Here is a 25,108-nt window from a genome sequence, read left to right as displayed (position 1 = left end):
GGTGGCGAGGCGATCGGGGGCGTTGCCTGTGCGGCGGGAGGGTCGGTGCCCGGTGGCCTGGCGCAGGCGGCCACCTCACGGGCACTTGGGAACTGTGAGGTGTGGTTCTGACTCCGCAGCCGGTGGCGAAACTGGAGTCTCGAAGTCACGCCGGCTTCCCCAGACAGCTGATCGGCCGTCATGGGATCGTGCGCGGCCGAGAAGTGCAGAGGCACTCCGTATGCGAATCACCTTACGCTAACCGAGTCGCGCCTGAATCGGCTTGAGCCGCCACGGGCCCTCGGGGCGGTGAGGTCGCGCGGACCCGCGACGTTGTGGCTGTTGGGGTGAAAAAAGCGGAGGCACAAGGGCGAATCCGGTATAGATACAAACGTTTGAGCACATACTTACACCGCCTGACGAACGGTGCGGTTTCATCCCTCGGCACCCCCTGGCTGGTGCACTTCTGCGTGTTTGCTTTCAGTTCTTCCGGAGGCTCGAGAATGAACCGTAAGTCCCTTCGCAGGTCGTGGGTTAAGACAGCCACGATGCTCTCGGCAATGGGCGCTCTCGCCCTGGCCATCAGCCTGTCCTCGCCGTCGGCGGCCGACGCCGGCGTGATCGAGAAGTCCGTCGTTGGTTACCTTCACTCGGTGCCCGGCCCGAATGGCGCCCTGAGCGCCGCCTTCACCCCTCGCACACGAGCAGTGCTCAACGGCGGCGAGGATCCCGGCGATGAGGGCGGTGGATCCCGTGGGGACGGGGGCGGGGCCGAGGATCCTGGTGACGGCGGCGAATCTCATGGGCACCACGGGCACCATGGTTCCCAAGGACCACAGGGAGACCAGGGAGACCAGGGCAGTCAGGGCGGTACGGGCGCCCAGGGCACGCAGGGCTTTCAGGGCGGTACGGGCACCCAGGGCACGCAGGGCTTTCAGGGCGGTACGGGCACCCAGGGTTTTCAGGGCGGTGTGGGCGCCCAGGGTGCGCAGGGCTTTCAGGGCGGTGCGGGTGCCCAGGGTGCGCAGGGCATTCAGGGCGGCATGGGGGCGCAGGGCAACGAAGGCAGCCAGGGGACGCAGGGCAGCCAAGGCACCCAGGGCATGCAGGGCACGCAGGGCTCGCTGGGCGGACCCGGCGCGCAGGGCAGCCAGGGCGACGCCGGCGTACAGGGCAATCAGGGCGACATCGGTGCCCAAGGGTCTCAGGGCGCTACCGGAACCCAAGGTACGCAGGGAAACCAGGGCGGCACCGGCAGCCAGGGCAGCCAAGGTGGGGCCGGAGTCCAGGGCACCCAGGGCAGTACCGGAGCCCAGGGCGGGCCGGGCACCCAGGGCACCCAGGGCTCCCAGGGCGGCCCCGGGGTGCAGGGCGCCCCGGGTGGTGCCGGCGCGCAGGGCAGTCAGGGTGGGAACGGTGCCCAGGGCGGTGCCGGCGCGCAGGGCAGCCAGGGTACGCAGGGCGACACCGGCGCGCAGGGTTTCCAGGGTGGTGCCGGTGCGCAGGGGAGCCAGGGCGACCAGGGCTCGCAGGGCCTCCAGGGCGGCGCCGGCGCCCAGGGCACCCAGGGCAACCAGGGCGGCGCCGGCGCCCAGGGAGCCCAAGGCAGCAACGGTACGCAGGGCTTCCAAGGCGGTACCGGCGCGCAGGGTTTCCAGGGTGGTGCGGGCGCGCAGGGGAGCCAGGGCGACCAGGGCTCGCAGGGCTTCCAGGGCAGTACCGGTACACAGGGGAACCAAGGCGACCAGGGCGGCACCGGCAGCCAGGGCAGCCAGGGTGACATCGGTTCGCAGGGTTTCCAGGGTGTGGCGGGTGCGCAGGGGAGTCAGGGTGGTGCGGGGGCTCAGGGCGCGCAGGGTGGTACCGGCGGCCAGGGTTTCCAGGGTGGTGCGGGTGCGCAGGGGAGCCAGGGCGACCAGGGCTTCCAGGGCTTCCAGGGTGGCACCGGCACGCAGGGCAGCCAGGGCGACACCGGTGCCCAGGGGGTCCAGGGCAGTCAGGGTGTTCAGGGTGGTGATGGGAGCCAGGGGTTCCAGGGTGGCGCGGGTGGTCAGGGTGTCCAGGGTGTGACCGGTGCTCAGGGTGCGCAGGGCGGCAACGGTGTGCAGGGCTTTCAGGGCAGCACCGGTGCGCAGGGTGCTCAGGGTCCTTCGGGTACGTGTGTGGGCTGCCAGGGTGGCACGGGTGCGCAGGGTTCTCAGGGCAGCGCGGGTGCGCAGGGCGCTCAGGGCGACACCGGTGCGCAGGGTAGCCAGGGCAACGCCGGTGTCCAGGGGGTTCAGGGTGGCACCGGGGCGCAGGGCAGCCAGGGTGGCACGGGTGCGCAGGGCAGCCAGGGCGACCAGGGCGCGCAAGGTTCTCAAGGCTTCCAGGGCGGCACCGGAACCCAGGGCGCGCAAGGGAACCAAGGCGACACCGGGACTCAGGGCGCTCAGGGCACGCAAGGCGGCACCGGCGCTCAGGGCAGCCAAGGCTTCCAAGGCGCCCAAGGTGGTACCGGGAGCCAAGGCACTCAGGGCGGCACCGGTGCTCAGGGCAGTCAGGGTGACCAGGGCACTCAAGGCATCCAGGGCTTCCAGGGCACCACCGGAGCGCAGGGCGCGCAGGGCGCACAGGGCAGCACCGGCAGCCAGGGTGGCACGGGTGCTCAGGGCAGCCAGGGTGACCAGGGCACCCAGGGCTTCCAAGGCAGCACCGGCGCCCAGGGGATCCAGGGCAGCACCGGTACGCAGGGCGCTCAGGGAAGCCAGGGTAGCCAGGGTGTCGGGGGCGGCACCGGCGCCCAGGGCAGCACCGGTACGCAGGGCGTGCAGGGCGCACAGGGCGGCGCTGGTGCGCAGGGCATCCAAGGAGACACCGGCGCCCAGGGCTTCCAGGGCGGGACGGGCGCTCAGGGCACGCAGGGCACGCAGGGCTTCCAGGGTGGCGCCGGCTCGCAGGGCAGCCAGGGAACCCAGGGCATCCAGGGCTTCCAGGGCAACGCCGGGGCCCAGGGCAGCACGGGGACGCAGGGTACTCAGGGCTCTCAAGGTGTTCAGGGGTTCCAGGGCGGCACGGGTGCTCAGGGTGTCCAGGGGTTCCAGGGCGGCACGGGCGCGCAGGGCAACCAGGGCAACCAGGGCAGCACTGGCGCTCAGGGAACCCAGGGCAATCAGGGTGGCTCCGGGGCTCAGGGCACCCAGGGCGGCGCGGGGGCGCAGGGCGGTACCGGCGCCCAGGGGACGCAGGGTGTCCAGGGCTTCCAAGGGAGCACCGGCAGCCAGGGCACCCAGGGCGGCACTGGCGCTCAGGGAACGCAGGGTGTCCAGGGCGGCACTGGCGCTCAGGGAACGCAGGGTGTCCAGGGCGGCACGGGTGCTCAGGGTGTCCAGGGTTTCCAGGGCGGCACGGGCGTCCAGGGCAGCCAGGGGAGCCAAGGGAGCCAAGGTGGCACCGGTGCCCAGGGAAGCCAGGGCACTCAGGGCACGCAGGGATTCCAGGGCGGTACCGGCACGCAGGGTGCCCAAGGTTTCCAGGGCGGTACCGGCACGCAGGGTGCCCAAGGCTTCCAGGGCGGTACCGGCACCCAAGGTGCACAGGGCACGCAGGGTGGCACCGGCGCGCAAGGCAGCATCGGCACCCAGGGCAACCAGGGCTTCCAAGGGGGCACCGGGGCTCAAGGAGCGCAGGGCCTCCAAGGCGGCACGGGTGCCCAGGGCACCCAGGGCACCCAGGGCAGCACCGGCACTCAGGGCACGCAGGGCAATCAGGGTGGCCCCGGGGCTCAGGGCACCCAGGGCGGCACGGGTGCTCAGGGTGTCCAGGGGTTCCAGGGGACGCAGGGTGTCCAGGGCTTCCAGGGGAGCACCGGCAGCCAAGGCAACCAGGGTGGACCTGGCCCTCAGGGCGGCACGGGCGCGCAGGGCGGTACCGGCGCGCAGGGGACGCAGGGTGTCCAGGGGACTCAGGGTGGCACGGGCGCCCAGGGCATCCAGGGCGGTACCGGCGCACAGGGTGGCACGGGCGCCCAGGGAGCCCAAGGCAACACCGGTGTCCAGGGTTTCCAGGGCGGTACCGGTGCTCAGGGTGCGCAGGGCCTCCAGGGCGGCGCCGGCACGCAGGGCAGCCAAGGAAACCAGGGAAGCCAGGGCTTCCAGGGTGGTGCGGGCGCCCAAGGCAGCCAAGGCAACCAGGGCACGCAGGGCACTCAGGGCCTCCAGGGCTTCCAGGGCGGCACCGGCGCGCAAGGCGTGCAGGGCAACCAGGGCGGCACAGGCGCCCAGGGGAATCAGGGCAACCCGGGGACTCAAGGCACTCAGGGCGGTACCGGCGCCCAGGGCAACCAGGGCTTCCAGGGTGGCACCGGCGCCCAAGGCGCCCAAGGCACCCAGGGCACCCAGGGCTTCCAGGGCGGCACCGGCGCAGAAGGCCCCCAGGGCTTCCAGGGTGCTCAAGGGGACGTTGGGACGCAGAGCGTCGTCGTGAGCAGCACACTTGTTGGCCCTCAAAGCGGAACGAATCTCAACACCGTCTTCTGTCCCGCCGGCAAATTTGCCACCGGTGGCGGCGCTTATAACCTCAACCCACTAACCGGACTGCATTTCGCCATCCAAGGTGCTGTCTATCCAATCGGTTCGCCTCCCACCGGCTTTCAGGCAGAAATCGGAGGGGGCGTTGGCGTAGGCGTCAACACCGTGGTTTACGCAATCTGCAGGGCATGAGGGCCGCTGGCTTGTCGCGGTGTACGCGCCGTGCCCGTGGCGCCGTAGCCGCGAGCCGACTGCCCGCGGCTACGGCGCGCCGGTGCCACAGAGTCCGCTCCTTGAGCGATAGCGTCCGTTTGGCTCTACGTTCTCGCCTCCTGTTGGCGGCCGTCCCCTTCGCTCTCACCAGATCCAAGAGGTAAGCGCAGTGAAAAAACGAGTGCGGTTGTGGACGGGACTCGCCGCGACGGTCGTAGTCGCCAATATGGCGGCCGGTTGGGTCGAGCTGTCCAGAGAGCACCCCACGGCCAAACCCGTGTCGGCGCCCACGGTGTCCACGGCCACAACCGCATCCGAGGCGGGGGCGGTGCTCCAAGCAGGTATCAGGCAAGGGGAAAGCCACGATTTCGTCGGGGCCACGAAAAGCTTCAGGCAGGTTCTGAAGCTGGATCCTGCCAACAAACTCGCCTGGTACAACCTCGGCGTCATCGCCCAGAACGACAACAGGACGGCCGAGGCCCTCTCGGCTTACGACGATGCTCTGAAGATCGATCCGGATTTCGAGTCGGCCCTTTACAACAAGGCGATCCTGCTCGGATCGAATGACACCGATCAGGCGATCGCGATCCTGCAGCACATCGTGAGTGCCAACCCGAAGGCGTCCACGGCCTACTTGCACCTTGGGCAGGCCCTGGCGAAGAAGGGCAGCGACAGCGAGGCCAAGGACGCCTTCGGTCGCGCCGTCCGCGCCGACCCGTCGCTCCAACCGCTCGTGCCGGAACGCTTCCGAGATGCCGCGAGCGCAGTACCGACACCGCAACCGACAGTCCCTCAGGCAGGTACCAGCAGATGACGTCTCCCTGCACGCCGAAGTTCTCCGTGTTCACCCCCAGCCACCGGCCGCGCTTCCTGGATGACTGCCTCGCGACCCTGCAGGCGCAGACGCACTCCGACTGGGAGTGGATCGTGCTCCTCAACAGCGGAGCGCGATGGCGTCCGGAACACCCCGACGACCGTGTCAGGGTGGAGATCGCGGACGACATCCGGGGAGTTGGTGCGGCCAAGCGGCGCGCTTGCGAACTGGCTCGCGGGGAGATCCTCGTGGAGCTCGACCATGACGACCTGCTGGCGAAGGACTGCCTGGCGGAACTGGCGCGGGCCTTCGACGAGCTTCCCGACGTCGTCTTCGTCTACAGCCACACCGCTCAGATCACTGAGGACGGCGGCCGGGACGACACGCGGTTCAACGAGGCGAACGGTTGGCAGTACGAGGAGGTGGATGTCGACGGCCGACGGCTTCTGCAGGCCGTCTCCATGGCGCCGACGCCGCACAACGTCTCGTACATCTGGTACGCCCCCAACCATGTGCGCGCGTTCCGCAGGGGCGTCTACCACCAGGTCGGCGGGTACGACGCTTCGCGCACGGTACTGGACGACCAGGACCTGATGTGCCGCCTGTTCCAGGTGGGCGACTTCCACCGGATCCCCCGCTGCCTCTACCTCCAGCGGATGCACCCCGACAACACCCAGCGCGACACGGAGATCAACTCGCACATCCAGCGCGAGACCGTGGCGCTGTACGACAAGTACGTCGAGGCCAACGCGCTCGCCTGGACCAAGCGGCGCGGACTGCTCGCGCTGGACCTCGGCGCCGCCCATCGCAAGCCGCCCGGTTACCTGGGAGTGGACCAGTACCCCGGGGAAGGCGTCGACATCGTCGCGACACTGCCCGGGAAACTGGACCTCCCGGACGACTCGGTCGGCCTGCTCCGCGCGGTGGACTTCCTGGAGCACGTGCCCGCGAAGGTTCCACTGATCAACGAGCTGTACCGCCTGCTGGCACCGGGCGGCATGCTCCTCACCCTGACGCCCAGCTCGGACGGCCGTGGCGCGTACCAGGACCCGACACATGTCGCCTACTACAACGAGAACTCGTTCTGGTACTACACCGACAACCAGTACCGTGCCTTCGTGCCGGAGATCCAGGCCCGGTTCCAGAGCTCACGGCTGGTCACCTACTACCCGACCGACTGGCATTCCAGGAACAACATCTCCTACGTGCAGGCCAACCTGATCGCGATGAAGGACGGCGCGGAACGGTGTGGTGGTCTCCTGCTGGTGTGATGGGGTCTGTACGCGACCGGTGTATCTCCCGACCAAGGTGCAGCTCGATGCTCAGGCGCAGGCCTCGTAGCCACCCTGACCGCAGTGTTAGAAATGACGCATGGCCGAACCCCCCGACCGATTTCGGACGGTAGTCGAGCAGTCGCCGATCGCTAAGAGTCCTCTCGGGAAGAAGTCCCGGAGCGTCGCCGGCCAGGTCTTCGCGCTGCAGGTCGTGGTCGTGCTGCTGCTCGTCCTCGGGGCGATCCTGGCGCTGGCCTTCGAGTCGCGGCGCGCCAGTGACGCGGAGGCCCGGAGCCGGTCGGTGGCGGTCGCGGAGACGTTCGCGCATTCCCCCGGCATCCTCGCGGCACTGAAGTCGCCCTCTCCGACGGCGATACTCCAGCCGCTGACGGAGGCGGCGCGCGGACCGGCCGGCGTCGACTTCATCGTGGTCATGGACACCCACGGGATCCGCTACACGCACCCCCTGCCGGACCGGATCGGCAAGCGGTTCGTCGGAACGATCGGCCCTTCGCTGGCTGGCCACGTCTACACGGAGAGCGTGTACGGGCCGCTCGGGCACGAGGTCCAGGCAATCGTTCCCGTCAAGGCGCCCGACGGGTCGGTCGTGGGACTGGTGTCGGCCGGGCTCAAGGTCAAGAACGTCAACACGGCCGGCAACCGGCAGCTGCCCGTCATTCTCGGCGCCGGCGCCGCCGCACTGGCGGTGGCCACGACCGGGACCGCTCTGGTCGCCAGGCGGCTGAAGCGGCAGACGCGGGGCCTGGGTCCGGCCGAGATGACGCGGATGTACGAGCACCACGACGCCGTCCTGCACGCGGTGCGGGAAGGCGTGGTCATCGTCGGACAGGACGGGCGGTTGCTCCTGGCGAACGACGAGGCGAGGGAGCTGCTGGGACTGCCGGCTGATGCGGAGGGCCGGCACGTGGGCGAACTGCGGGACCTCGACCCCGACACCGCGGAACTGTTCCTGTCGGGCCGAGTGGCGACGGACGAGATGCACCGCTGCGGTGGCCGACTGCTTGCGGTGAACCAGCGGCGGACGGACCGCCACCGCGGCGCGATGGGAACGGTCGCCACGATCCGCGACTCGACAGAGCTCCTCGCACTGTCCGGCAAGGCCGAGGTGGCCGGCAGTCGCCTCGCCCTGCTTTACGAGGCCGGCGTCGGCATCGGCACGACACTTGACGTCGTGCGCACGGCTGAGGAGCTGGCGCGGGCCGCCGTGCCCGGCCTCGCGGACTTCGTCACCGTCGACCTCGCCGACCCCGTGATGCAGGGGGACGAGCCCGCCGGTACCGGGATGGACCTGCGCCGCGTCACGGTCCACGGGATCCGCGAAGACCATCCCTTCTACCCGCCCGGCAGGCTGATCGCCTTCGTCCCTTCCACTCCCCAGGCCCGGGGTTTCGGCAGCGGCCGATCGCAGGTGGTGCCCGACCTGTCGGTCGCCAGCGGCTGGCAGGCTCAGGACCCGGAGTGGACCAGGCGGATCGTCGAGTACGGTGTCCACTCGCTCATCACCACTCCTTTGACTGCGCGCGGCATCATCCTTGGCGTCGCCAACTTCTGGCGGTCCCAGAAACCCGAGGCCTTCGACGACGAGGACAAGTCGCTGGCCGAGGAACTGGTCGCGCGGGCCGCGGTCAGCATCGACAACGCCCGCCGCTACACCCGTGAGCACGCCATGGCCGTGACGTTGCAGCGCAGCCTGCTGCCGCGCGCCCTCCCGGAACAGAGTGCCCTCGACGTCGCGCACCGCTACCTGCCCGCACAGTCCGGAGTCAGCGGCGACTGGTTCGACGTGATATCCCTGCCCGGCAGCCGGGTCGCCCTGGTCGTGGGCGACGTCGTCGGCCACGGACTGCACGCCGCGGCCACCATGGGCCGGCTGCGCACCGCTGTGCACAACTTCTCCGCCCTCGACCTCCCGCCGGACGAGTTGCTCGGCCACCTGGACGAACTGGTGGACCGCATCGACCAGGAGGAGACCGACAGCGGCACCGGCACCGGCGTCACGGGAGCGACCTGCCTGTACGCGATCTACGACCCGGTGTCCCAGCTCTGCACCATCGCGAGGGCCGGACACCCCGCACCCGCACTGCTCAGGCCCGACGGCAGCGTCGACTTCCCAGAGCTTCCGATCGGACCGCCGCTGGGTGCCGGCGGGATGCCGTTCGAGACGGCGCAGGTTCACCTGGCCGAAGGCACCCAGATCGTCCTCTACACCGACGGGCTGATCGAGGACCGCACTCGGGACTTCGACGTCGGGATGGAGCTGCTGCGCCAGTCGCTCGTCTCCCACCAGGATCGGCAGCCCGAGGAGAACTGCCGGGCCGTGCTCGACGACCTGCTGCCGGCCCGTCCGCAGGATGATGTGGCGCTGCTGATAGCGAGGACGCGGGTGCTGGGTGCGGAGCACGTCGCCGAGCGGGAGGTGCCGTTCGATCCGGCCGCCGTCGCCGAAATACGGGCGTGGACAGCCGCGAAGCTCGACGAGTGGGACCTGACCGACCTGGCGTTCGGCACGGAACTGATACTCAGTGAACTGGTCACCAACGCCATCCGCTACGGCTCGGCGCCGGTGCGGTTGCGGCTGCTGCGTGATCGCGGCCTGATCTGCGAGGTGTCCGACGGCAGCAGCACCTCGCCGCACCTGAAGTACGCGGCGTCGATGGACGAGGGCGGCCGCGGGCTGTTCATGGTGGCCCAGCTCACCAAGCGCTGGGGCACGCGGTACTTTCCTCAGGGGAAGATCATCTGGGCCGAGCAGCCGCTTCCCGCTTCGGTAACCGACCCGGACGGGAACGAGAACGGGACCGGGAGGGAACCCTCGGGGCCACTTCCGGCGACGTCGCACCGACCCGAGGACCATTGGCATATCTGACTGTCACCAACGCGTTCGCTGCCCTGCGGCTGCTGCCGATGAGCGACCGCGACAAGGACGCCGAGGGCATCGACCCCGCACCCCGTCGAAGCGTCACCACCTGGGCGCCGGGCGGTGCCCCCTCCGTCCGCATCATGGGGACCACCGCGCATCCCACCGCCCACTGGGTGGGCCAGGTTGCCCGGAACCTGGTCATGGACCTCGAGAACGCCGAGCCACCGTCAACTACCGGATCCGCGACCGGGACGCGAAGTTCCCGGCGGTCTTCGACCACATCCTGGGCGACGCCGGTATTCGGCAGGCGCAATGGTCGACGTCCTGCGCGACGCCAAACCCGAGACCAAGCGGCAGACCTACGCGGCCCTCGGCCTGCGCTGCCAATACAATCACGCGCAACGCAAAATGCAGGTCAGGATTGCTCCTGACCTGCATTCCCTGGCCAACGATGTTGGCCAATGGGTCGTGTCCGAGGACCGACTTGAACCATATCTACATGCCGCAGCTGCGCGGGGAACCGGATTTGGCATGGCCTTGACGCGCAGTCGCTGGCGTCGTCCGCACGTGCCTCAACCCTGATGAAGCAGCGTCACGCCCGTTTCTGCCGGCCGAAGCCTTCTGCCGCTGGTGTGGCCGGAGTCACTTGCCCCATGGACCACTCTGAGCTGCCATTATTTGGATAATGGGCACATCCGGCGCGCGTCGTCCGGGCCTGGTCGGCGTCGCTTTCCGGCACCGGCACCGGCACCGGCGGCCGACGCTGAAGGGCGGAGCCACCAGCCGGGGTGGGCTGAGCCCGGCTTCAGCCGGTGAGTGCGGGCAGGAAAGGCGCGTGAGTGGCGGGGTCGGGCGGATCGCTGTCCCGTTGCGGTCTGCGTGGCCGAGAGGTGGAGCTCGAAGAGCTGCAGGCGCTGATCGCCTCGGTGGCCGGCACCGGAAGCGGGGGATTGGCCCTGATCCGGGGGGAGGCGGGTATCGGCAAGACCACGCTGCTCGCCGAGGCCGTGACCAGGGCCAGGGCAGCGGGCTTCTCAGTCGGTCTCGGCAAGGCCGACGAGCTGCATCACATCGTGCCGCTCTCGTCGTTGGCGGCCTGCATCCTGCACGGCGATCAACCGCTGTTCTCCGGCGATGCCTTTGCCGATCTCGCGCGCAATCACGATCAGCGGATCTGGCTGGTGGAGCGCATAGCGGAGGCGATCGAGGCCAGAGCCGGCAGCGTGCCGGTGCTGATCGCCCTGGACGACGTGCAGTGGGCCGACCCGCTCAGCCGGTTTGCCCTGAAGCAGCTTCCGACACGCTTGTGGACCTCGCCGGTTCTGTGGATCCTGGCGGGGCGACCGGAGCCCGTCGGTCCAGCGGACGAGGTCGTCGCAGCCGCGAGGGGCACACTCCCGACGGTTACCGTGCCATTGGGGCCGCTGTCCGGCGCGGCCGTCGGCCAACTGGCCGGCGACACACTGGGTGCAGCCGCTGACGAGCGGGTACGCGACCTGCTCGAGGGAGCCGGCGGGAATCCGTTCCTGGCGGTCGAGATGCTCGCCGGACTGCGGTCCGCCGAGGGCTCGGGTGAACTCGTGCCCCCGGGGCTCGTGGTGGGTGTGCGCGGCAGACTCAGGTCCCTGCAGCCCAGCACACTGCGCCTGCTTCGGATGGGAGCGGTGTTGGGACGCCGGTTCGGCTTCCACGACGCCACCGCGCTCTGCGGCCAACGGTCCACCACGTTGATCGCGGCGCTCGAGGAGGCGGTGCGAGCCGGACTCCTGGACGATGACGGCGATCAGCTGGTCTTCCGGCATGATCTGCTGCGCCAGGCCGTCTACGTCGACATCCCGCCGTCAGCCCGGAAGGCACTGCACCGAGAGGCTGCCAACCACCTGGTCTCCGCGGGCCGCCAGCCGATCGACGCGGTGCCGCACATCCTTCGGGGCGCCCTGCCCGGGGACGAGGAAGCCGTGGCGCTGCTGCGGCGAGCCGCGGACGACGTGTTGCCGGTTGCGCCGGGTCTCGCGGCCGACCTGATGGTGCGTGCCCTGGAACTGGTGCCGTCAGCACGGCAGTTGAGGTTCGTCGTGGGTGAGCAGGCGATCGTCTGCCTGACCCGGGCCGGCCGGAATCGAGAGGCGCTGTCGACCGGCGACCGCCTGCTGGACTGCCGACCGCCGCTGGAGGCGTTCAGTCGGTTGCAGGCTGCCCTGGGCGGCACCCTGTGGACCATGGATCTCGCCGGAGAGTTGCGCCGCCGGGCCGAAGCAGCCCTCGCCATCGGGGGCGCAGCCCCGGACGTCGGAGCGAGGCTGGCGGCCCTGCGTGCGCTGGCGCTGTCCCGCGCCGAGGATCTCGTCGCGGCGCGGGAGGCCGGCGAGACCGCGCTGCGTGCCGCCACCGCGAGCGGTGACCGGGAGGCGCACGTCCTGGCCCTGTGCGGGCTGGGCGAGATCGCGCTCAACGCGGGTCAGAACACCGTCGCGCTGGAGCGGTTCGCCGCGCTCAGTGCCGTCGATTCCGCTTTTCTTCCCGAGGAGATCGTCGCGCACCAGCACGTGGACGACTTCGAGTCCAGCGAACGACTGCTGCTGCGGGCGGTGGATCGTGGCGGGTCGCCGCGTCAGGCCATGCTGCTGTGGGGACAGGGGCAGCACCATCTGGCGCTTGGCAAGCTCGCCGACGCTGACGCCGACTTCGTCACGATGGAGCGCCTGGAGGACGACGTCCAGGTACCCGTCCAGCAGGTGAACTCCCGTGTGATCCGCTCACAGATCGCCCTGCTGCGCGGCGATCCGGAAGCAGCGCGGCAGCACCTGGCGGCAGCGCGGGAGAGACTGGCGGCCAAACCGAACCCGGGCAACACGGCCGCAGTGCGCTTCCTGGAGGCGGTCCACGCCGAGGCCGACGGGGACGTCGGGCTTGCCCTCGACAGGATTCGGCAGGTGCAGCAGGCGGGTTTCTTCATGCGCTGGCGGCTGTTGCGCAACTGGATCGATTCCGCGATACGCATGGCCCTGCGTGGCTCGGACCGCGAGCTCGCCGAGGACCTGGCTGCGCAGGCCCAGGCCTACGCCGAACGCAACCCGGCCGTGCCCACGGCCACGGGCATCGCGGCGCAGGCCGCCGGGCTCGTGAACAACGATCTCGCCATGCTGGAGCGCGCCGTCACACTGCTCAAGGCGAGCCCTCGCCCGCTGGTCCGGGCCGCCGCCGAGGCCGATCTCGGACGGGCACTCCTGGCCGCGGGTCGGAAGCCTCAGGCAGTAGCCGCCCTGACGCACGCTCATGGCACGTTCGCCGCGTCAGGCGCCCACGCCGCAGCCGAACGAGTACAGCGCGATCTGGCCGGTGCCGGGGCCGGCAGCCACCGGGCAGCGCCCACGCAGCGCCCTGTCCAGGGCTGGGGAGCCCTCACCGCCTCGGAGAGGAAGGTCGCGCGCCTTATCGCCGAGGGCCGTACCAACCGGTCGGCCGCCGACCTGCTCGTCGTCTCCCCGCACACGGTCAACACCCACCTGACCTCCGTCTTCCGCAAGCTGTCGCTCAACTCCCGGGTTCAGCTTGCCAACCTGGTCATGGCCTTGCCGGACAACTGACGCCCCCAGGTGTCTGGCCGTGACCCGCATGTTTACGCTGTTCGAGTCACCTGGGGATCTTGGTTCCCCTCTCTTCACCGCCATCGACACTCCGGCCACCCACGACACTTGGTAAAGGCACCACCATGAGCTCACCAGCCAGGCCGTCGGCGCGGCGGATCGCCGCCCGACTGGGGACCGGACTCGTCGCCCTGGGCCTGGTCGCCACCGGGTGCGGTGGCCCAACCGGTGGCGCAGCCGGTGCCGGGTCAGCGGCAGGCAGGGTCACCTCCATCACCGCACTCGACTACTACACCGACGAACCCGAGCACACCCAGTGGGGCGAGTTGCTCACCACCTGCGGCAAGACCGTCGGCGTATCGGTCGAGCAGACAAGCGTTCCAGGGCCGTCCCTCATCCCCAAGGTCCTCCAACAGGCGTCGTCGCGGACCCTGCCCGATCTGTTGATGCTGGACAACCCCGATCTGCAGCAGATCGCCCAGACCGGCGCGCTGAACCCGCTGGACCAGTACGGCATCGACTCCAGTGGCTTCGCCAAGGGCATCCTGTCGGCGAGCACGTACCAGGGAAAGCTGTACGGACTGGCGCCCAACGTCAACACGATCGCCCTCTTCTACAACAAGGACATGCTCTCCGAGGCCGGTGTCGCCGTGCCGAGGACCTGGGAGGAGCTGAAGGCGGCGGCGGCCAGGCTGACCCGCCCGGGGCGCTACGGCATGGCGGTCGACGCGAACGCCACCTTCGAGGGCACCTGGCAGTTCCTGCCCTTCCTCTGGTCCAACGGCGGGGACGAGACGCAGTTGGACACCCCGCAGGCCGAGCAGGCACTCCAGTTGTGGGTCGACCTGGTGGAGAGCGGATCCATGTCGAAGTCGGTGCTGAACTGGAACCAGTCCGATGTCAGCGCTCAGTTCGTCGCCCGCAGGACGGCCATGATGATCAACGGTCCCTGGCAGATCTCCGCCCTGAACGCAGCGCCGGGCCTGCACTGGGGCGTGGCCACCATCCCGGTCCCGCAGGCGGGGCAGACCGCTGTCACACCGCTCGGCGGTGAGGTGTGGACGGTCCCGCAGAGCGCTTCCAAGGTCCGCCAGCAGAAGGCCGCTCAGGTCCTCGCCTGCCTGAACGACTCCACGAACATGCTCGCCCTGGCCAAGGAGCGCTCTACCGTGCCCTCCCGATCCGCGGTGGCTTCCAAGTACGCCGAGCAGGAGCCGTCGATGGCTGCGTTTGTGAACAGCGTTGAAGCGGCCCGGGCCCGTACCGGCGAACTCGGCGTCAAGTGGCCCAAAGCAGCCATCGGGATATACACCGCGATCCAGTCCGCGTTGACGGACCAGCAGACGCCGGAGGAAGCACTCAAGCATGCGCAGCAGATCGCGACCGACTCCTGACGGGACCCCACGCTTCTGGGAGCCGCTCGCCCAGTGGCTGTTCATCGTGCCCGCCGCGACGTACCTGCTGCTGTTCTTCGGCTACCCGATCGCCAAGAACATCGTGATGAGCTTCCAGCAGTACACGATCACGACGTTCTACACCGGTGCCGCACCGTTCGTGGGGCTGCGGAACTACTCGGAGATCCTGTCGTCGGACCTGTTCTCCAAGGCCCTGCTGACCACGGTCCTGTTCACCGCTGGTTCGATACTCGGGCAGTTCGTGCTCGGCCTGGCCTTCGCCCTGTTCTTCCAGCGCAGCTTCCCGCTCGGCCGCGTTATGCGGTCGCTCCTGCTGCTGCCCTGGCTGCTGCCGCTGGTCGCCTCCGCAACGACGTGGCGGTGGATGCTTGACGCCGACTCAGGGGTCGTCAACGGCGCGCTGCGCGACCTCCACCTCTCGTCCGGCGTCCCTTGGCTCACCGGTACCTCGCAGGCACTCGTGTCGGTGACGCTCATCAACGTCTGGGTCGGAATCCCCTTCAACACCACGATCCTCTACGGCGGTCTGCAGGACGTCCCGACGCATCTGTACGAGGCGGCGAAGCTGGACGGCGCAGGCCCGGTGACGACGTTCCGCTATGTCACCTGGCCACTGCTGCGCCCCGTGGTGAGCGTCGTGCTGGTGCTGGACGTCGTTTACACGGTCAAGGTGCTGGACATCATCCTCACGGTGACAGGCGGCGGACCGGCCAACGCCACGGAGACCATCGCCACCCAATCCTACGAACTGTCCTTTCAGCAGTTCGAATTCGGGCGCGGTGCTGCGATGAGCACCGTACTCATCGTCATCTCGCTCGCCTTCGCCCTCGTCTACCTGCGCGCCAACCGCCGCGCCCAGAACGTCTGAGAGGCGATCCCGTGAAGCGCGCTCCGAGCCGCGGCCGGCCATCCACGATGATCGGGATCATCCTGCTCGCGCTGATGCTCTTTCCCGTCTACTGGATGGTGAACGCCTCCCTCCAGCCGACGGGCAACACACTGCGGGGAGGCTGGTTCCCCACCCATCCGGACTTCAGCGGTTACGTCACCGCACTGCGCGATCAGGGACGCAGCCTCGTCACCAGCCTCGTCATAGCCCTGGGGAGTGTTGTGCTCAGCCTCGGGCTCGCCGCCCCGGCGGCCTACGCGCTGGCCCAGTTCCCCATCCGAGGAACCAAGTTCGTGCTTCTCGGCATCCTGATCACCCAGATGGTGCCGAGCATCGTCGTGGCCAACGCGCTCTACAGCGCCTACAACGACCTGGGACTCCTGAACTCCTACCTCGGGCTGATCCTCGCCGACTCCACCGCAGGGGTCCCCTTCGCGATCATCATCATGCGTTCGTTCATGCAGAGCATCCCCCGGGAGATCATCGAGGCCGCGCGAGTGGACGGCGCCGGGAGGCTGCGCGTCTTCCGGGCCGTGGTGCTCCCGATGAGCGTGAACGCATTGATCACGGCCGGCCTCTTCACCTTCCTCTTCGCCTGGAGCGACCTCCTGTTCGCCCTCACCCTGACCACCACCGAGACCGTACGGCCGGTCACCGTGGGCATCTACCAGTACATCGGCGCTCAGACGGACCAGTGGAACGCCGTCATGGCCACCGTCGTTCTGGCTTCCGTGCCGGCGGCCGTGCTGCTCGTCGTCGCTCAGCGCCATGTCGCCGCCGGCGCCACCAGCGGGTCCCTCAAGTGAGGGCCGCACCTCCGATCTAGCGGATTCACGCGATGCGTCGATCCGGCCCCGCTGGCACGGTGTTCCGAAGAAACACCTGCTCAGGGGAGTACTCATGACTGTCGTACTGACCACAGCTTGTGCGCCGGACGACGACAAGCTCGACTACTGGAACAAGGCCCTCACCCGCATGCTCGTCCCGCAGGCGGCCACTCCCCGCGTCAGGGCGCCGTTCTCGGGCCAGATCACCTCCCACCGTCTGGGCTACCTCCAGGTCTCCACCATCGAGGCGGACCCGCAGCGCATGAGCCGCACACACCGGCACATCGCCCAGTCCGACGCGACGTTCGTGTCCGTCGGGCTGCAGAGCTCCGGGCGCGGCGCGCTGGCCCAGGACGGGCGCACCGCCCACCTGGCGCCGGGAGGGCTCGTGCTCTACGACTCAGCCCGTCCCTATGCCCTCGACCAGCCCGAGGCCTTCCGCATGCACGTCTTCCAGCTGCCCCGCCGCGTCCTGGCCATGCCCGAGGCGGATATCGAGCGCGTCACCGCGACGGCGCTTCCCCCGGACGCGGGCGTGGCGGGCCTGCTCACGCCCCTCCTGAGCGCGCTGGCCACCACCGCTGGGCAGTGCAGCCCCCGCGTGGGCGAACAGCTGGCGGGCACCGTCGGCGGCCTGGTGGCCGCGCTGATCAGCGAGCAGGCCGCAGGGAGCGAGCCGGCGGACCGGGGGAGTGCCGGTTGCGGCATGGCACTGCGCGTGCGCGGCTATGTCAACGATCACCTGTCGGACCGCGATCTCTCCCCCCAGACGATCGCCGCGTACCACCACATCTCCGTCCGCTACCTGCACAGGCTCTTCGAGGGTGAGGGGACCACGATCACTCGCTGGATCCAGCAGCGCCGGCTGGAGGAGTGCAGCCGCGAGCTCGCGCGCCGCGGGCGGGTGAGCCCGACCGTGTCCGCTGTCGCTCAACGCTGGGGCTTCGTCAACGCCGGCCACTTCAGCCGCGCCTTCCGCGCGGCCTATGGAATGTCGCCACGGGAATGGCGCAGCGCGACACTCACCGGGCTCACGTAGTTTCCCTCACCCCACGTGGCTGTGCAGGGCGATGTGGACGGTGTCCACGGCCTGGATGAACGCGGCGCGGGCGGTGCGGGTGCGACGGGCGGCGTCGAGGAGGAGGAACCCGTGCACGACGCCCTGGTAGCGCGTGGCCACCACCGGGACGCCGGCCGCGCGGAGCCTGGCCGCGTAGGCTTCTCCCTCGTCCCGCAGGACGTCGGCCTCGGCGGTGACCACCAGCGCCGGTGGGAGCCCGGCGAGTTGCTCCAGGGTGGCGCGCAGGGGAGCCGCGGTGGCCTCCCGCCGGCGGGGTACGTCGGGCAGGTAGGCATCCCAGAACCGGCGCATGTCGTCGCGGCGCAGCAGGTACCCGTCGGCGAACTGGCGGTACGAAGGGGTGTCGAAGTCGGCGTCGGTCACCGGACACACCAGCACCTGGTGCACCAGCCGCACGCCGCCTCGCTGCCGGGCGAGCACGGTCACCGCCGCGACGAGGTTGGCACCCGCCGAGTCGCCCACGGCGGCGATCCGGCGCCCGTCGAGCCCGATCTCGTGGCCGTGGGCGTGGAGCCACTCGGCGACGGCGTAGCACTGCTCGACGGCCACCGGGTAGCGCGTCAGAGGTGCCCGGGCGTAGTCGACGAACACCACCGCGGCATCGGCCCCCACGGCGAAGTCGCGCAGCAGGCGGCCGTAGCCGGCGGCGTCCCCCAGCGCCCAGCCGATTCCGTGGAGGAACAGCACCACCGGGGTCGGTTCGGCGGCGCCGGTCGGCCTGACCACCTGGACCCGTACGGGCCCGGTCGGTCCGCCGGGCAGCACGAACCATTCGGCGGTCGTGTCCTGGGGTCCGTCCGGTCCGTCCGGTCCGTCCTCCAGGGGGAGGGAGGAGAGGTCCGGGAGTTCCTCGCAGAGCCCGCCCGTCCCGCCTTCCGCAGCAGGCCGGTGGGCGTGGGCATCCACCAAGTCCTGGAGCGCCCTCTCAAGCACCGGGGGCCGCGGGTGCGAAGGGGTGGTGTCGGACACTCAGGTCTCCTGGCGTAGCGGCCGGTCGGGTCGGATGGCACGGGGGTGGTCGTCCGCCGTGTGGGGCCGAGCACTTCGCACGCTAGTCACAGATCGGTCGGCCGTGCTGCTGAGGAGGCATCGCTCCTTGCTCCACCGCGCACGGCTGCCGGCCGGCCGGCACCGAACGGCTCGGCGCGCTGGCAGTCCCTTCGACGGTGCGGGACGCGCGCCACTCGCGCGGGGACATCCCGTAGGCGGCGCGGAAGGCCCGGCTGAAGTGCGCCGGGTTGACGAACCCCCACCGCTGGGCGACCGCCGACACCGTCGGCGCGGTGCGGCTGCGCCGGGCCAACTCCCGGGCGCACGCCTCCAGTCGGCACTGCTGGATGAGCCGGCTCACCGTGACCCCTTCGCCTTCGAAGAGCCGGTGCAGGTAGCGCACCGAGATGTGATGGGCCTGGGCAATGAGCTCCGGGGACAGCTCCGGATCGCCCAGGTGGCCGTTGATGTGGTCCCGCACCCGCTGGACGAGATTGCCGTTCGAGGTCGTCCGGGGGTCGGCGGCTATTGGCCCGGTGAGCTGGCCGACGAGCATGATGAGCAGATCGGCGACACTGCCGGCCAGCCGATCGCCGACGGAGGCGGGGTAGGAGTGCGCGGAGGCCGCCAGGGTGTCGAGGAACGGGAGCAGGACGGCCCCGAACCCCTCGGTGGAGGTGATGGCCGTCCCCGCCGCCTGCCGGATGTCGCACTCCGGCACCCCCAGCAGTCTGCGCGGGACCTGGAAGACGTGGGAGCGGAAGCGCTCCGGGTAGTCGAAGGAGTACGGCCGCGCGGTGTCGTACAGCACGAGGCCGCCCTCCGCCACCTCCGCCCGACGCCCGTCCTGCCGCAACACGGCGCGGCCGGACGCCTGTACACCCACCCCCACCTGCGGCTCCGCCTGCGGTGACCGGGCGATCAGGCCGGCCGTGCGCGACACCCGCGTCGCGTCCGCCTTCATCGTGGACACCCGCAGGTATCCCAGCCGGTGCGATACCAGGCGGCCCTCGAACGGCCGGTCGGCCAGTGGCACCACCTCCACTGGCACCAGCGTCCGCGACACCGCCTCTCCCCAGAACGCCGCCTTCTTCTCCTCCGGGACGGAAGCGGTCGTCACCAGCAAGCTCACCTGAATGCCCCTTTCGGCCAATGCCCTGCGCAGTCAGCCTGGTCCCGGGGGCGGCAGCTGCTCTAGGTCATTTGACTGCCGGTCTGCGCAGCAGGGACGGTCGTGCGCTCTCGGAACAGGCGCAGTGCACGCGCAGGACAGAAAGCGGCGGAACCTCCGGCTCTCAGTGCGAGTCGAGGGCATGGGCGAGCGCGGCCCGTGAGGTGATGCCGAGCTTGGGAAAGATCTTGTAGAGGTGCGCCGCGACGGTCCGGGGCGACAGGCGGAGCGCGTGGCCGATCTCCTTGTTGCTCAGGCCGGTCGCGGCGAGCCGGGCGATGCGCAGCTGCTGGCCGGTCAGCTCCGCGACGGAGGCGGCCGAGGTGACCGAGGTGACCGAGGTGACCGAGGTGCTCGGCGCCGGTGCCACCAGGTCACCCGCGGCCCGCAGCTCCTCCTCGCAGCGTCGCGTCCAGGGGTCGGCCTGGAGGCTGTGGAAGACGTGGTATGCCGCACGCAGGAGGTCCCGGGCCTCGGCGCGCCGGCAGCGGCGAAGCCACGAGCCGTGGGCCAGCTGCAGGCGGGCGAGTTCGAAGACCCACTGCTCGGCCCCCGGCACGGCGTACGCCGCGCGGTAGGCGGCGTCGGCCCCGTCGTCGTCCGCGGCCAGCGCGGCGGCTGCGGCCAGCAGGAAGGCGTGCCGGCCGGACAGTTGCGCGGATCGCTCGGCCTGCGCGGCGGCCAGGTGCGCACCTGCCTCGCGGCGTCGACCCGTGTGCACGGCGGAGTCCACGAGATCGAAGACCAGTGTGTGGAACCAGGGCAGGCACCTGGGCGGCCGTCCGGGCGCGGTGAGCTCGGCGAAGTGCGCGTACGCCTGCTCATGGCGTCCGTGGGCCAGGGCGGTCAGGCCCCGCAGATGGGCCAGCCGGTCCAGCACGAACCGCATGCCGGCGCGCGCGGCGGCCGGCCTGATGAGCTGTTCGATCTCCCGCAATCCTGCCTCGTCGCCCCGGCCGGCGAGGAAGTGGGCGTAGTAGTGGCGGAACATCAGCGCGTTGCAGTGGTAGCCGAGTTCCTCCGCCGCCTCGGCCTCACGCAGGCAGACGGGTGCCAGGTCCCAGCGGCCGCGCAGGAAGTCCTGGTAGCACTTGGCCTTCGCCACCGAGCCCTGGGTGGCGTAGCCGTGCAGCCCGGTGAAGCGTCGCCACAGGTCGCCGTCGGCACTGTCGACCGCCGAGGCGGTCCACAGCAGGAGCCAGGCTGCTCCCGCCTCCTGCTCCTCGTTCATCCGCTCGACCACGGTGCGCAGTTCCTCGGCCAGGCCCGGGGACGGGTCGGTCCAGGCCCGGTGGCAGAGCCGGCCCGGTTCGGAGGCGTTCTCCCGGTGCCGGGCCAGCGCGTCCCAGGCCCTGGGATCGTCGGTGTAGGTGGCGGCGAGCAGCAGTTTGAAGTAGACCTGCTCGGCCAGTCCGCCGAAGGACTCGGCGCCGGGTGCCGTCAGGGCGTCGAGGGCCGCGGGCAGCAGAACGGAGGAGGACTCGAAGTCGATCCGATGGCTCTGGTCGACGTACACCACCGCGTAGGCGAACAGCGGGGCGATGTCCGGCGGCACCGGGGCGCGCTTCAACTCCTCCACCAGGGCGGCGGTGTGGCGCAGCTGTCCGCCGCGGGCCGCCATCACGGCCGCCCAGGTGAGCCTGCGGGCCCGCTCGGCGGGGTCGGTGCTGAGCACGGCGGCCCGGTCGAGCAGCAGCGCCCCTTCCGCGTCGCCGCCGCGCCGGGCGAGCCGGCTGCCCGCCTCCTGCAGGCGGCCGGCGAGGGCTTCGTCCGGGAGCAGTGCCGCGGATGCCTCGTGGACCAGACGCCGGGGGTCGCCCGGATCGAGGAACCCGGCGAGGACGCGGTGGGCCTCGCGCCGAGCGGACTCCGACGCGGTCGAGATCACGGCCGTTCGGACCAGCGGGTGGCGGAAGACCAGCCGTCCGGCCGGGTCGAGCCGGGCGAGGCCGCCGGCCGCGATCCGCTCCAGGGCCTCCTCCGCGTCACCGCCCGCGGCGTCGTACAACCACGCCGAGCTTGCACCGTCCGTGCCCGTGGCGAGCGCCGCCAGCAGGAGAACACGGCCGGCCACAGGAGTCAGCGATGCCAGCCGCTCGGCGAACATGCGCTCCAACCGCCGCCCCAGGGGCAGGTGATCAGGCAGCGGGGCGACACCCCGCTGCTGCTCGCCGCGCAGCTGCCGTGGCAGCTCGACGAGTGCCAGCGGGTTGCCCGCCGCCTCATCGAGGATCCGGTCGGTTGCCGTGGCGGCCAGCTCCGGGTAGCGCCGCCGCAGCAGTGAGGCCGCGTCCGGGCGGGACAGCGCCGCCACCTCGGCGGGCTCCGTCGGCCACGCCTCGGCCGCCACACCGTCCGGGCGGCTCGCGCCGACGATCACCAGCGGCAGCTCCGCGCAGCGCCGCCGGAGGAAGGCGAACACGGTGGCGCTCGACGAGTCGATCCAGTGCAGGTCGTCGAGGACGAGCAGCAGCGGGCTGCTTCGCGCCGCCTCGTCGAGCAGCGCGAGCGCGGCCGCCCCGACGGCGAAGCCGCTCGGCGGGGTTTCCGCGCGGCCGCCGAAGGCGCTCTCCAGCGCGTCCCGCTGGTGGGCCGACAGAGCATGGGAGCGCTGCAGCAGTGGCCAGGCGGCCTGGTGCAGGGCGCCGAAGGCGAACTCCGTCTCCGCTTCGACGCCGACCGCCCGCAGCACGGCGAAGCCGAGCTCGCGCGCCCGGTGCCCGGCCCACTCCAGCAGCGCGCTCTTGCCGATGCCGGCCTCGCCGCGCAACAGGACGGCCGAGCCGCCCCCGCCGCCTGCGGCCCGCTCCAGGGCGGCCGCCAGCAGGTCCATCTCGTGCTGCCGCCCGACCAGAGTCGTGCCGTGCGTGTCCCGTCGCATCCTCGTCCCCCGGGTAAGTCAACCTCCCGGAGGCGGTCCGCGCTCACCCTCCGGACGCTGTCACACGGTGCTCGTCGGAGCTCGTTCGTCCAGCAATCGCCCGTCAGCGGGCGCCCTGAAGGGTAACGCTCCGCAGAGTCCGTTGCCACCAGGCCGACTGACGGGCCGCCGGGCCGGCCGGCGGGCAGGCAGGCGCCGCCCGCCGCCGTACCTGTGCGCTGTCTTGGCGGGTCAGCGGGCGATGGTGGCGTGCATCTCCCAGACCAGGATCTCCGCCGGTTCGACCGCGGTGACCTTCTGCCCGCCGATCGCGGTGAAGCGCACGGCGTCGCCGGCGGCCAGCGGGCCGACGCCTTCCAGGGCGACGTTGCCGCGCGGGACGAAGAGGTGCACGAAGGGGGCGTCGGGTAGCTCGATGCTCTGGCCGGGTTGCAGGCGGGCCACGTGCAGCGCCGCGTAGCGGTTCTTGATGCGGATCGCGGACGCGCCGTCGTGCTTGTCCATCCCGGAGGCGACCGGGATCAGGGCGCCGGACAGCAGTTCGTTGTCGATTTCGAGCTGTTCGTAGCCGGGTGTGATGCCGCGTTCGTCGGGGACGACCCACATCTGGACGAAGTGGACGGGGTCGGTGTGGGTGTCGGCTCCGCTCAGGCGCCAGGAGTCGTTCTTCTCGGAGTGCAGGATGCCGGTGCCGGCGCTCATGCGCTGGGCGAGTCCTGGGTAGATCACGCCGGAGTGGCCGGTGGAGTCCTGGTGGACCAGGGAGCCCTGCATCACCCAGGTGACGATCTCCATGTCGCGGTGCGGGTGGGTCTCGAAGCCGCTGCCGGGCTTGACGATGTCGTCGTTGTTGACGAGCAGCAGTCCGTGGTGGGTGTTGGCGGGGTCGTAGTGTCCGCCGAAGGAGAAGGAGTGCTTGGAGTCCAGCCAGGCGATCTTCGTGGCGGAGCGCTCGCCCGCGCGGCGGACGTCGATCTGCGGGTGGTTTGCGGTGGTGTTCAACTCGTGTCCTTTCGGGCGGTCCGGGAGCTCTCGCGAGGCCCCGGTGGTGTCTCGCAGCACCCTGCACCAGAGAACATAGTTCATCGTTCAACTATTCCGGATGCGAGGGCGGTGTCACAGCCCGTACTGCTCCAGCAGGCGCAGCCAGATCTCACTCATGGCGGGGAACGCCGGAACGGCGTGCCACAGGCGCTCCAGCGGGACCTCGCCGACGATGGCGACGGTCGCCGCGTGGATGAGTTCGCCGACACCCGGGCCCACCAGGGTGCAGCCGATCACGACGGATCGCCGCTCGTCCACGACCAGCTTGGCGTGCCCCCGGTAGCCGTCGGCGAAGAGCGAGGCTCCGGCGACGTCGCCGATCGGGTACTCCACCGCCCGGACCGGGAGGCCGGCCCGGCGGGCCTGCTCCTCGGTCAGGCCGACGGCGGCGGCCTCCGGCCTGGTGAAGACCACCTGCGGTACGGCGTGGTGGTCGGCGGTGGCCGCCCAGGCAGCCCACGGGGTGGGTTCCGCGAGGTGCCCATGCGCGCGTGCCGCGATCGCCGCCGCGCAGGCCCGGGCCTGGTACTTCCCCATGTGGGTGAGCGGCGAGCGCTGGTTGATGTCGCCGGCCGCGTAGAGCCAGTCGGCGGCGACCTCCGTGACTCGGCAGCTGTCGTCCACGAGCAGTCGGCCGCCGGGCGCCAGGCCGACCGTCTCCAGACCGAGGCCGGCCGTACGCGGACTGCGGCCGGTGGCCACCAGGAACTCCTCGGACTCCACCGTCGACCCGTCGGCCAGGTACGCCGTGACCACGCCGGTCGAGTTGTCCCGGGCCACTCGCTCGACCTCGACCCCGGTGCGTATCTCGATGCCCTCGCTGCGCAGCCCGTCGGCGACCTGCGCCGCGGCGAACGGCTCCCAGGCGGGCAGCACCCCCTCGCCGCGCACCAGCATGGTCACCCGGGAGCCCAACGCGCTCCAGGCGGTGGCCATTTCGCACCCCACCACGCCGCCGCCGAGGACCACGAGCCTGCTCGGAGCGGCACCGGCCGTGGTCGCCTCCCTGCTGGTCCAGGCCCCGATACCGGCCAGGCCCGGCACCGGCGGCAGTACGGCGCTCGATCCGGTGCACAGCACCACGGCATGACGGGCCGTCAGTGACGTGGTTCCGCCGTCGGCGCGTACCTCGACGCGTCGCTCTCCGACCAGTCGGCCCCAGCCGCGTACCAGGTCGATGCCGGCCGACTTCAACCATTCCGCCTGGCCGTCATCCCGCAGGTCGGAGACGAACGCGTCCCGCCGGGCCAGGACGGCCGGGACGTCCAGCGAACCGGCCACCGCCTCGCGTGCGCCGGCCACCGCGCGAGCCTCCGCCAGCGCCGCGGCCGGGCGCAGCAGGGCCTTGCTGGGAATGCAGGCGAAGTACGAGCACTCGCCGCCCACTCGTTCACCCTCGACGACGACTGCGCTCAAACCTGCCTTGACCACGCGGTCGGCGACGTTCTCACCGGTGGGGCCGGCACCGATCACCACCACGTCGTACTCGGCCGTTGCCGGCAGGTGCGGCTCGTGGGCCGTGCTCGTCGGGTTGCGCATCTTTCCTCGATTCGG

16 protein-coding genes are annotated in these 25,108 nt (G+C 70.6%); 10 read left to right on the top strand and 6 right to left on the bottom strand.

Features of this window, described 5'->3' with window-relative positions; all coding sequences use genetic code 11:
- Positions 1 to 413: 413 nt before the first annotated feature.
- A complete protein-coding gene (locus tag P3T34_RS01525) occupies positions 414 to 4,412 on the bottom strand; it encodes a hypothetical protein (RefSeq protein ID WP_280664126.1) in 3,999 nt (1,332 codons plus the stop codon).
- Between the two features lie 27 nt (positions 4,413 to 4,439).
- Here P3T34_RS01525 and P3T34_RS01520 point away from each other — a divergent pair, with 27 nt between their 5' ends.
- From P3T34_RS01520 to P3T34_RS01475, 10 genes are all read left to right on the top strand, one after another.
- Positions 4,440 to 4,679, top strand: a complete 240-nt coding sequence (locus P3T34_RS01520) for a hypothetical protein (protein ID WP_280664125.1) — start codon at positions 4,440 to 4,442, stop codon at positions 4,677 to 4,679.
- A 190-nt stretch (positions 4,680 to 4,869) separates the two neighbouring features.
- Entirely contained in the window at positions 4,870 to 5,514 is a 645-nt protein-coding gene (locus P3T34_RS01515; protein WP_280664124.1) for a tetratricopeptide repeat protein, read from the top strand.
- Positions 5,511 to 6,785: a glycosyltransferase gene (locus tag P3T34_RS01510; RefSeq protein WP_280664123.1), complete on the top strand. Its 1,275-nt coding sequence runs from the start codon at positions 5,511 to 5,513 to the stop codon at positions 6,783 to 6,785. Before P3T34_RS01515 ends, P3T34_RS01510 begins: the two co-directional genes overlap by 4 nt.
- Before the next feature lie 100 nt (positions 6,786 to 6,885).
- Positions 6,886 to 9,675: a SpoIIE family protein phosphatase/ATP-binding protein gene (locus P3T34_RS01505; protein ID WP_280664122.1), complete on the top strand. Its 2,790-nt coding sequence runs from the start codon at positions 6,886 to 6,888 to the stop codon at positions 9,673 to 9,675.
- A gap of 306 nt (positions 9,676 to 9,981) precedes the next feature.
- Positions 9,982 to 10,251 carry a hypothetical protein gene (locus tag P3T34_RS01500; RefSeq protein ID WP_280664121.1) on the top strand — a complete coding sequence of 90 codons (270 nt, stop codon included), beginning with the start codon at positions 9,982 to 9,984 and terminating at the stop codon, positions 10,249 to 10,251.
- A gap of 257 nt (positions 10,252 to 10,508) precedes the next feature.
- A complete protein-coding gene (locus P3T34_RS01495; protein WP_280664120.1) occupies positions 10,509 to 13,256 on the top strand; it encodes a LuxR family transcriptional regulator in 2,748 nt (915 codons plus the stop codon).
- A gap of 125 nt (positions 13,257 to 13,381) precedes the next feature.
- Positions 13,382 to 14,650: a sugar ABC transporter substrate-binding protein gene (locus tag P3T34_RS01490; protein WP_280664119.1), complete on the top strand. Its 1,269-nt coding sequence runs from the start codon at positions 13,382 to 13,384 to the stop codon at positions 14,648 to 14,650.
- Positions 14,622 to 15,539, top strand: a complete 918-nt coding sequence (locus tag P3T34_RS01485) for a sugar ABC transporter permease (protein WP_280664118.1) — start codon at positions 14,622 to 14,624, stop codon at positions 15,537 to 15,539. Before P3T34_RS01490 ends, P3T34_RS01485 begins: the two co-directional genes overlap by 29 nt.
- A gap of 47 nt (positions 15,540 to 15,586) precedes the next feature.
- On the top strand, positions 15,587 to 16,366 hold the full coding sequence (locus tag P3T34_RS01480) for a carbohydrate ABC transporter permease (RefSeq protein ID WP_280671766.1): 780 nt from the start codon (positions 15,587 to 15,589) through the stop codon (positions 16,364 to 16,366).
- A 94-nt stretch (positions 16,367 to 16,460) separates the two neighbouring features.
- Positions 16,461 to 17,426, top strand: a complete 966-nt coding sequence (locus P3T34_RS01475; RefSeq protein WP_280664117.1) for a helix-turn-helix domain-containing protein — start codon at positions 16,461 to 16,463, stop codon at positions 17,424 to 17,426.
- A gap of 6 nt (positions 17,427 to 17,432) precedes the next feature.
- On the opposite strand, the gene P3T34_RS01470 is transcribed toward P3T34_RS01475, so the two are convergent.
- The 5 genes from P3T34_RS01470 to P3T34_RS01450 all read right to left on the bottom strand — a co-directional run bounded on the left by P3T34_RS01470 (position 17,433) and on the right by P3T34_RS01450 (position 25,093).
- Positions 17,433 to 18,437 carry an alpha/beta hydrolase gene (locus P3T34_RS01470; RefSeq protein WP_280664116.1) on the bottom strand — a complete coding sequence of 335 codons (1,005 nt, stop codon included), beginning with the start codon at positions 18,435 to 18,437 and terminating at the stop codon, positions 17,433 to 17,435.
- An 82-nt stretch (positions 18,438 to 18,519) separates the two neighbouring features.
- Entirely contained in the window at positions 18,520 to 19,578 is a 1,059-nt protein-coding gene (locus P3T34_RS01465) for a helix-turn-helix domain-containing protein (protein ID WP_280664115.1), read from the bottom strand.
- Positions 19,579 to 19,753: 175 nt separating this feature from the next.
- Entirely contained in the window at positions 19,754 to 22,510 is a 2,757-nt protein-coding gene (locus P3T34_RS01460) for a LuxR family transcriptional regulator (protein WP_280664114.1), read from the bottom strand.
- A 231-nt stretch (positions 22,511 to 22,741) separates the two neighbouring features.
- Positions 22,742 to 23,512, bottom strand: coding sequence for a pirin-like bicupin family protein (locus tag P3T34_RS01455; RefSeq protein WP_280664113.1), 771 nt, complete (start codon positions 23,510 to 23,512; stop codon positions 22,742 to 22,744).
- A gap of 114 nt (positions 23,513 to 23,626) precedes the next feature.
- On the bottom strand, positions 23,627 to 25,093 hold the full coding sequence (locus P3T34_RS01450; protein WP_280664112.1) for an NAD(P)/FAD-dependent oxidoreductase: 1,467 nt from the start codon (positions 25,091 to 25,093) through the stop codon (positions 23,627 to 23,629).
- Positions 25,094 to 25,108 lie beyond the last annotated feature (15 nt).

Source organism: Kitasatospora sp. MAP12-44 (assembly GCF_029892095.1).
Classification (GTDB): Bacteria; Actinomycetota; Actinomycetes; order Streptomycetales; family Streptomycetaceae; genus Kitasatospora.
Note: the sequence above shows the minus strand (reverse complement) of the source record. Positions and strands in the feature narration are given on the sequence as shown.

Excerpts from the sequence above, each read along its gene's own strand:
- P3T34_RS01510 (WP_280664123.1), top strand. The coding sequence starts at position 5,511 with ATGACGTCTCCCTGCACGCCGAAGTTCTCCGTGTTCACCCCCAGCCAC.
- P3T34_RS01505 (WP_280664122.1), top strand. The coding sequence starts at position 6,886 with ATGGCCGAACCCCCCGACCGATTTCGGACGGTAGTCGAGCAGTCGCCG.
- P3T34_RS01500 (WP_280664121.1), top strand. The coding sequence starts at position 9,982 with ATGGTCGACGTCCTGCGCGACGCCAAACCCGAGACCAAGCGGCAGACC.
- P3T34_RS01490 (WP_280664119.1), top strand. The coding sequence starts at position 13,382 with ATGAGCTCACCAGCCAGGCCGTCGGCGCGGCGGATCGCCGCCCGACTG.
- P3T34_RS01485 (WP_280664118.1), top strand. The coding sequence starts at position 14,622 with ATGCGCAGCAGATCGCGACCGACTCCTGACGGGACCCCACGCTTCTGG.
- P3T34_RS01480 (WP_280671766.1), top strand. The coding sequence starts at position 15,587 with ATGATCGGGATCATCCTGCTCGCGCTGATGCTCTTTCCCGTCTACTGG.
- P3T34_RS01475 (WP_280664117.1), top strand. The coding sequence starts at position 16,461 with ATGACTGTCGTACTGACCACAGCTTGTGCGCCGGACGACGACAAGCTC.
- P3T34_RS01460 (WP_280664114.1), bottom strand. The coding sequence starts at position 22,510 with ATGCGACGGGACACGCACGGCACGACTCTGGTCGGGCGGCAGCACGAG.
- P3T34_RS01450 (WP_280664112.1), bottom strand. The coding sequence starts at position 25,093 with ATGCGCAACCCGACGAGCACGGCCCACGAGCCGCACCTGCCGGCAACG.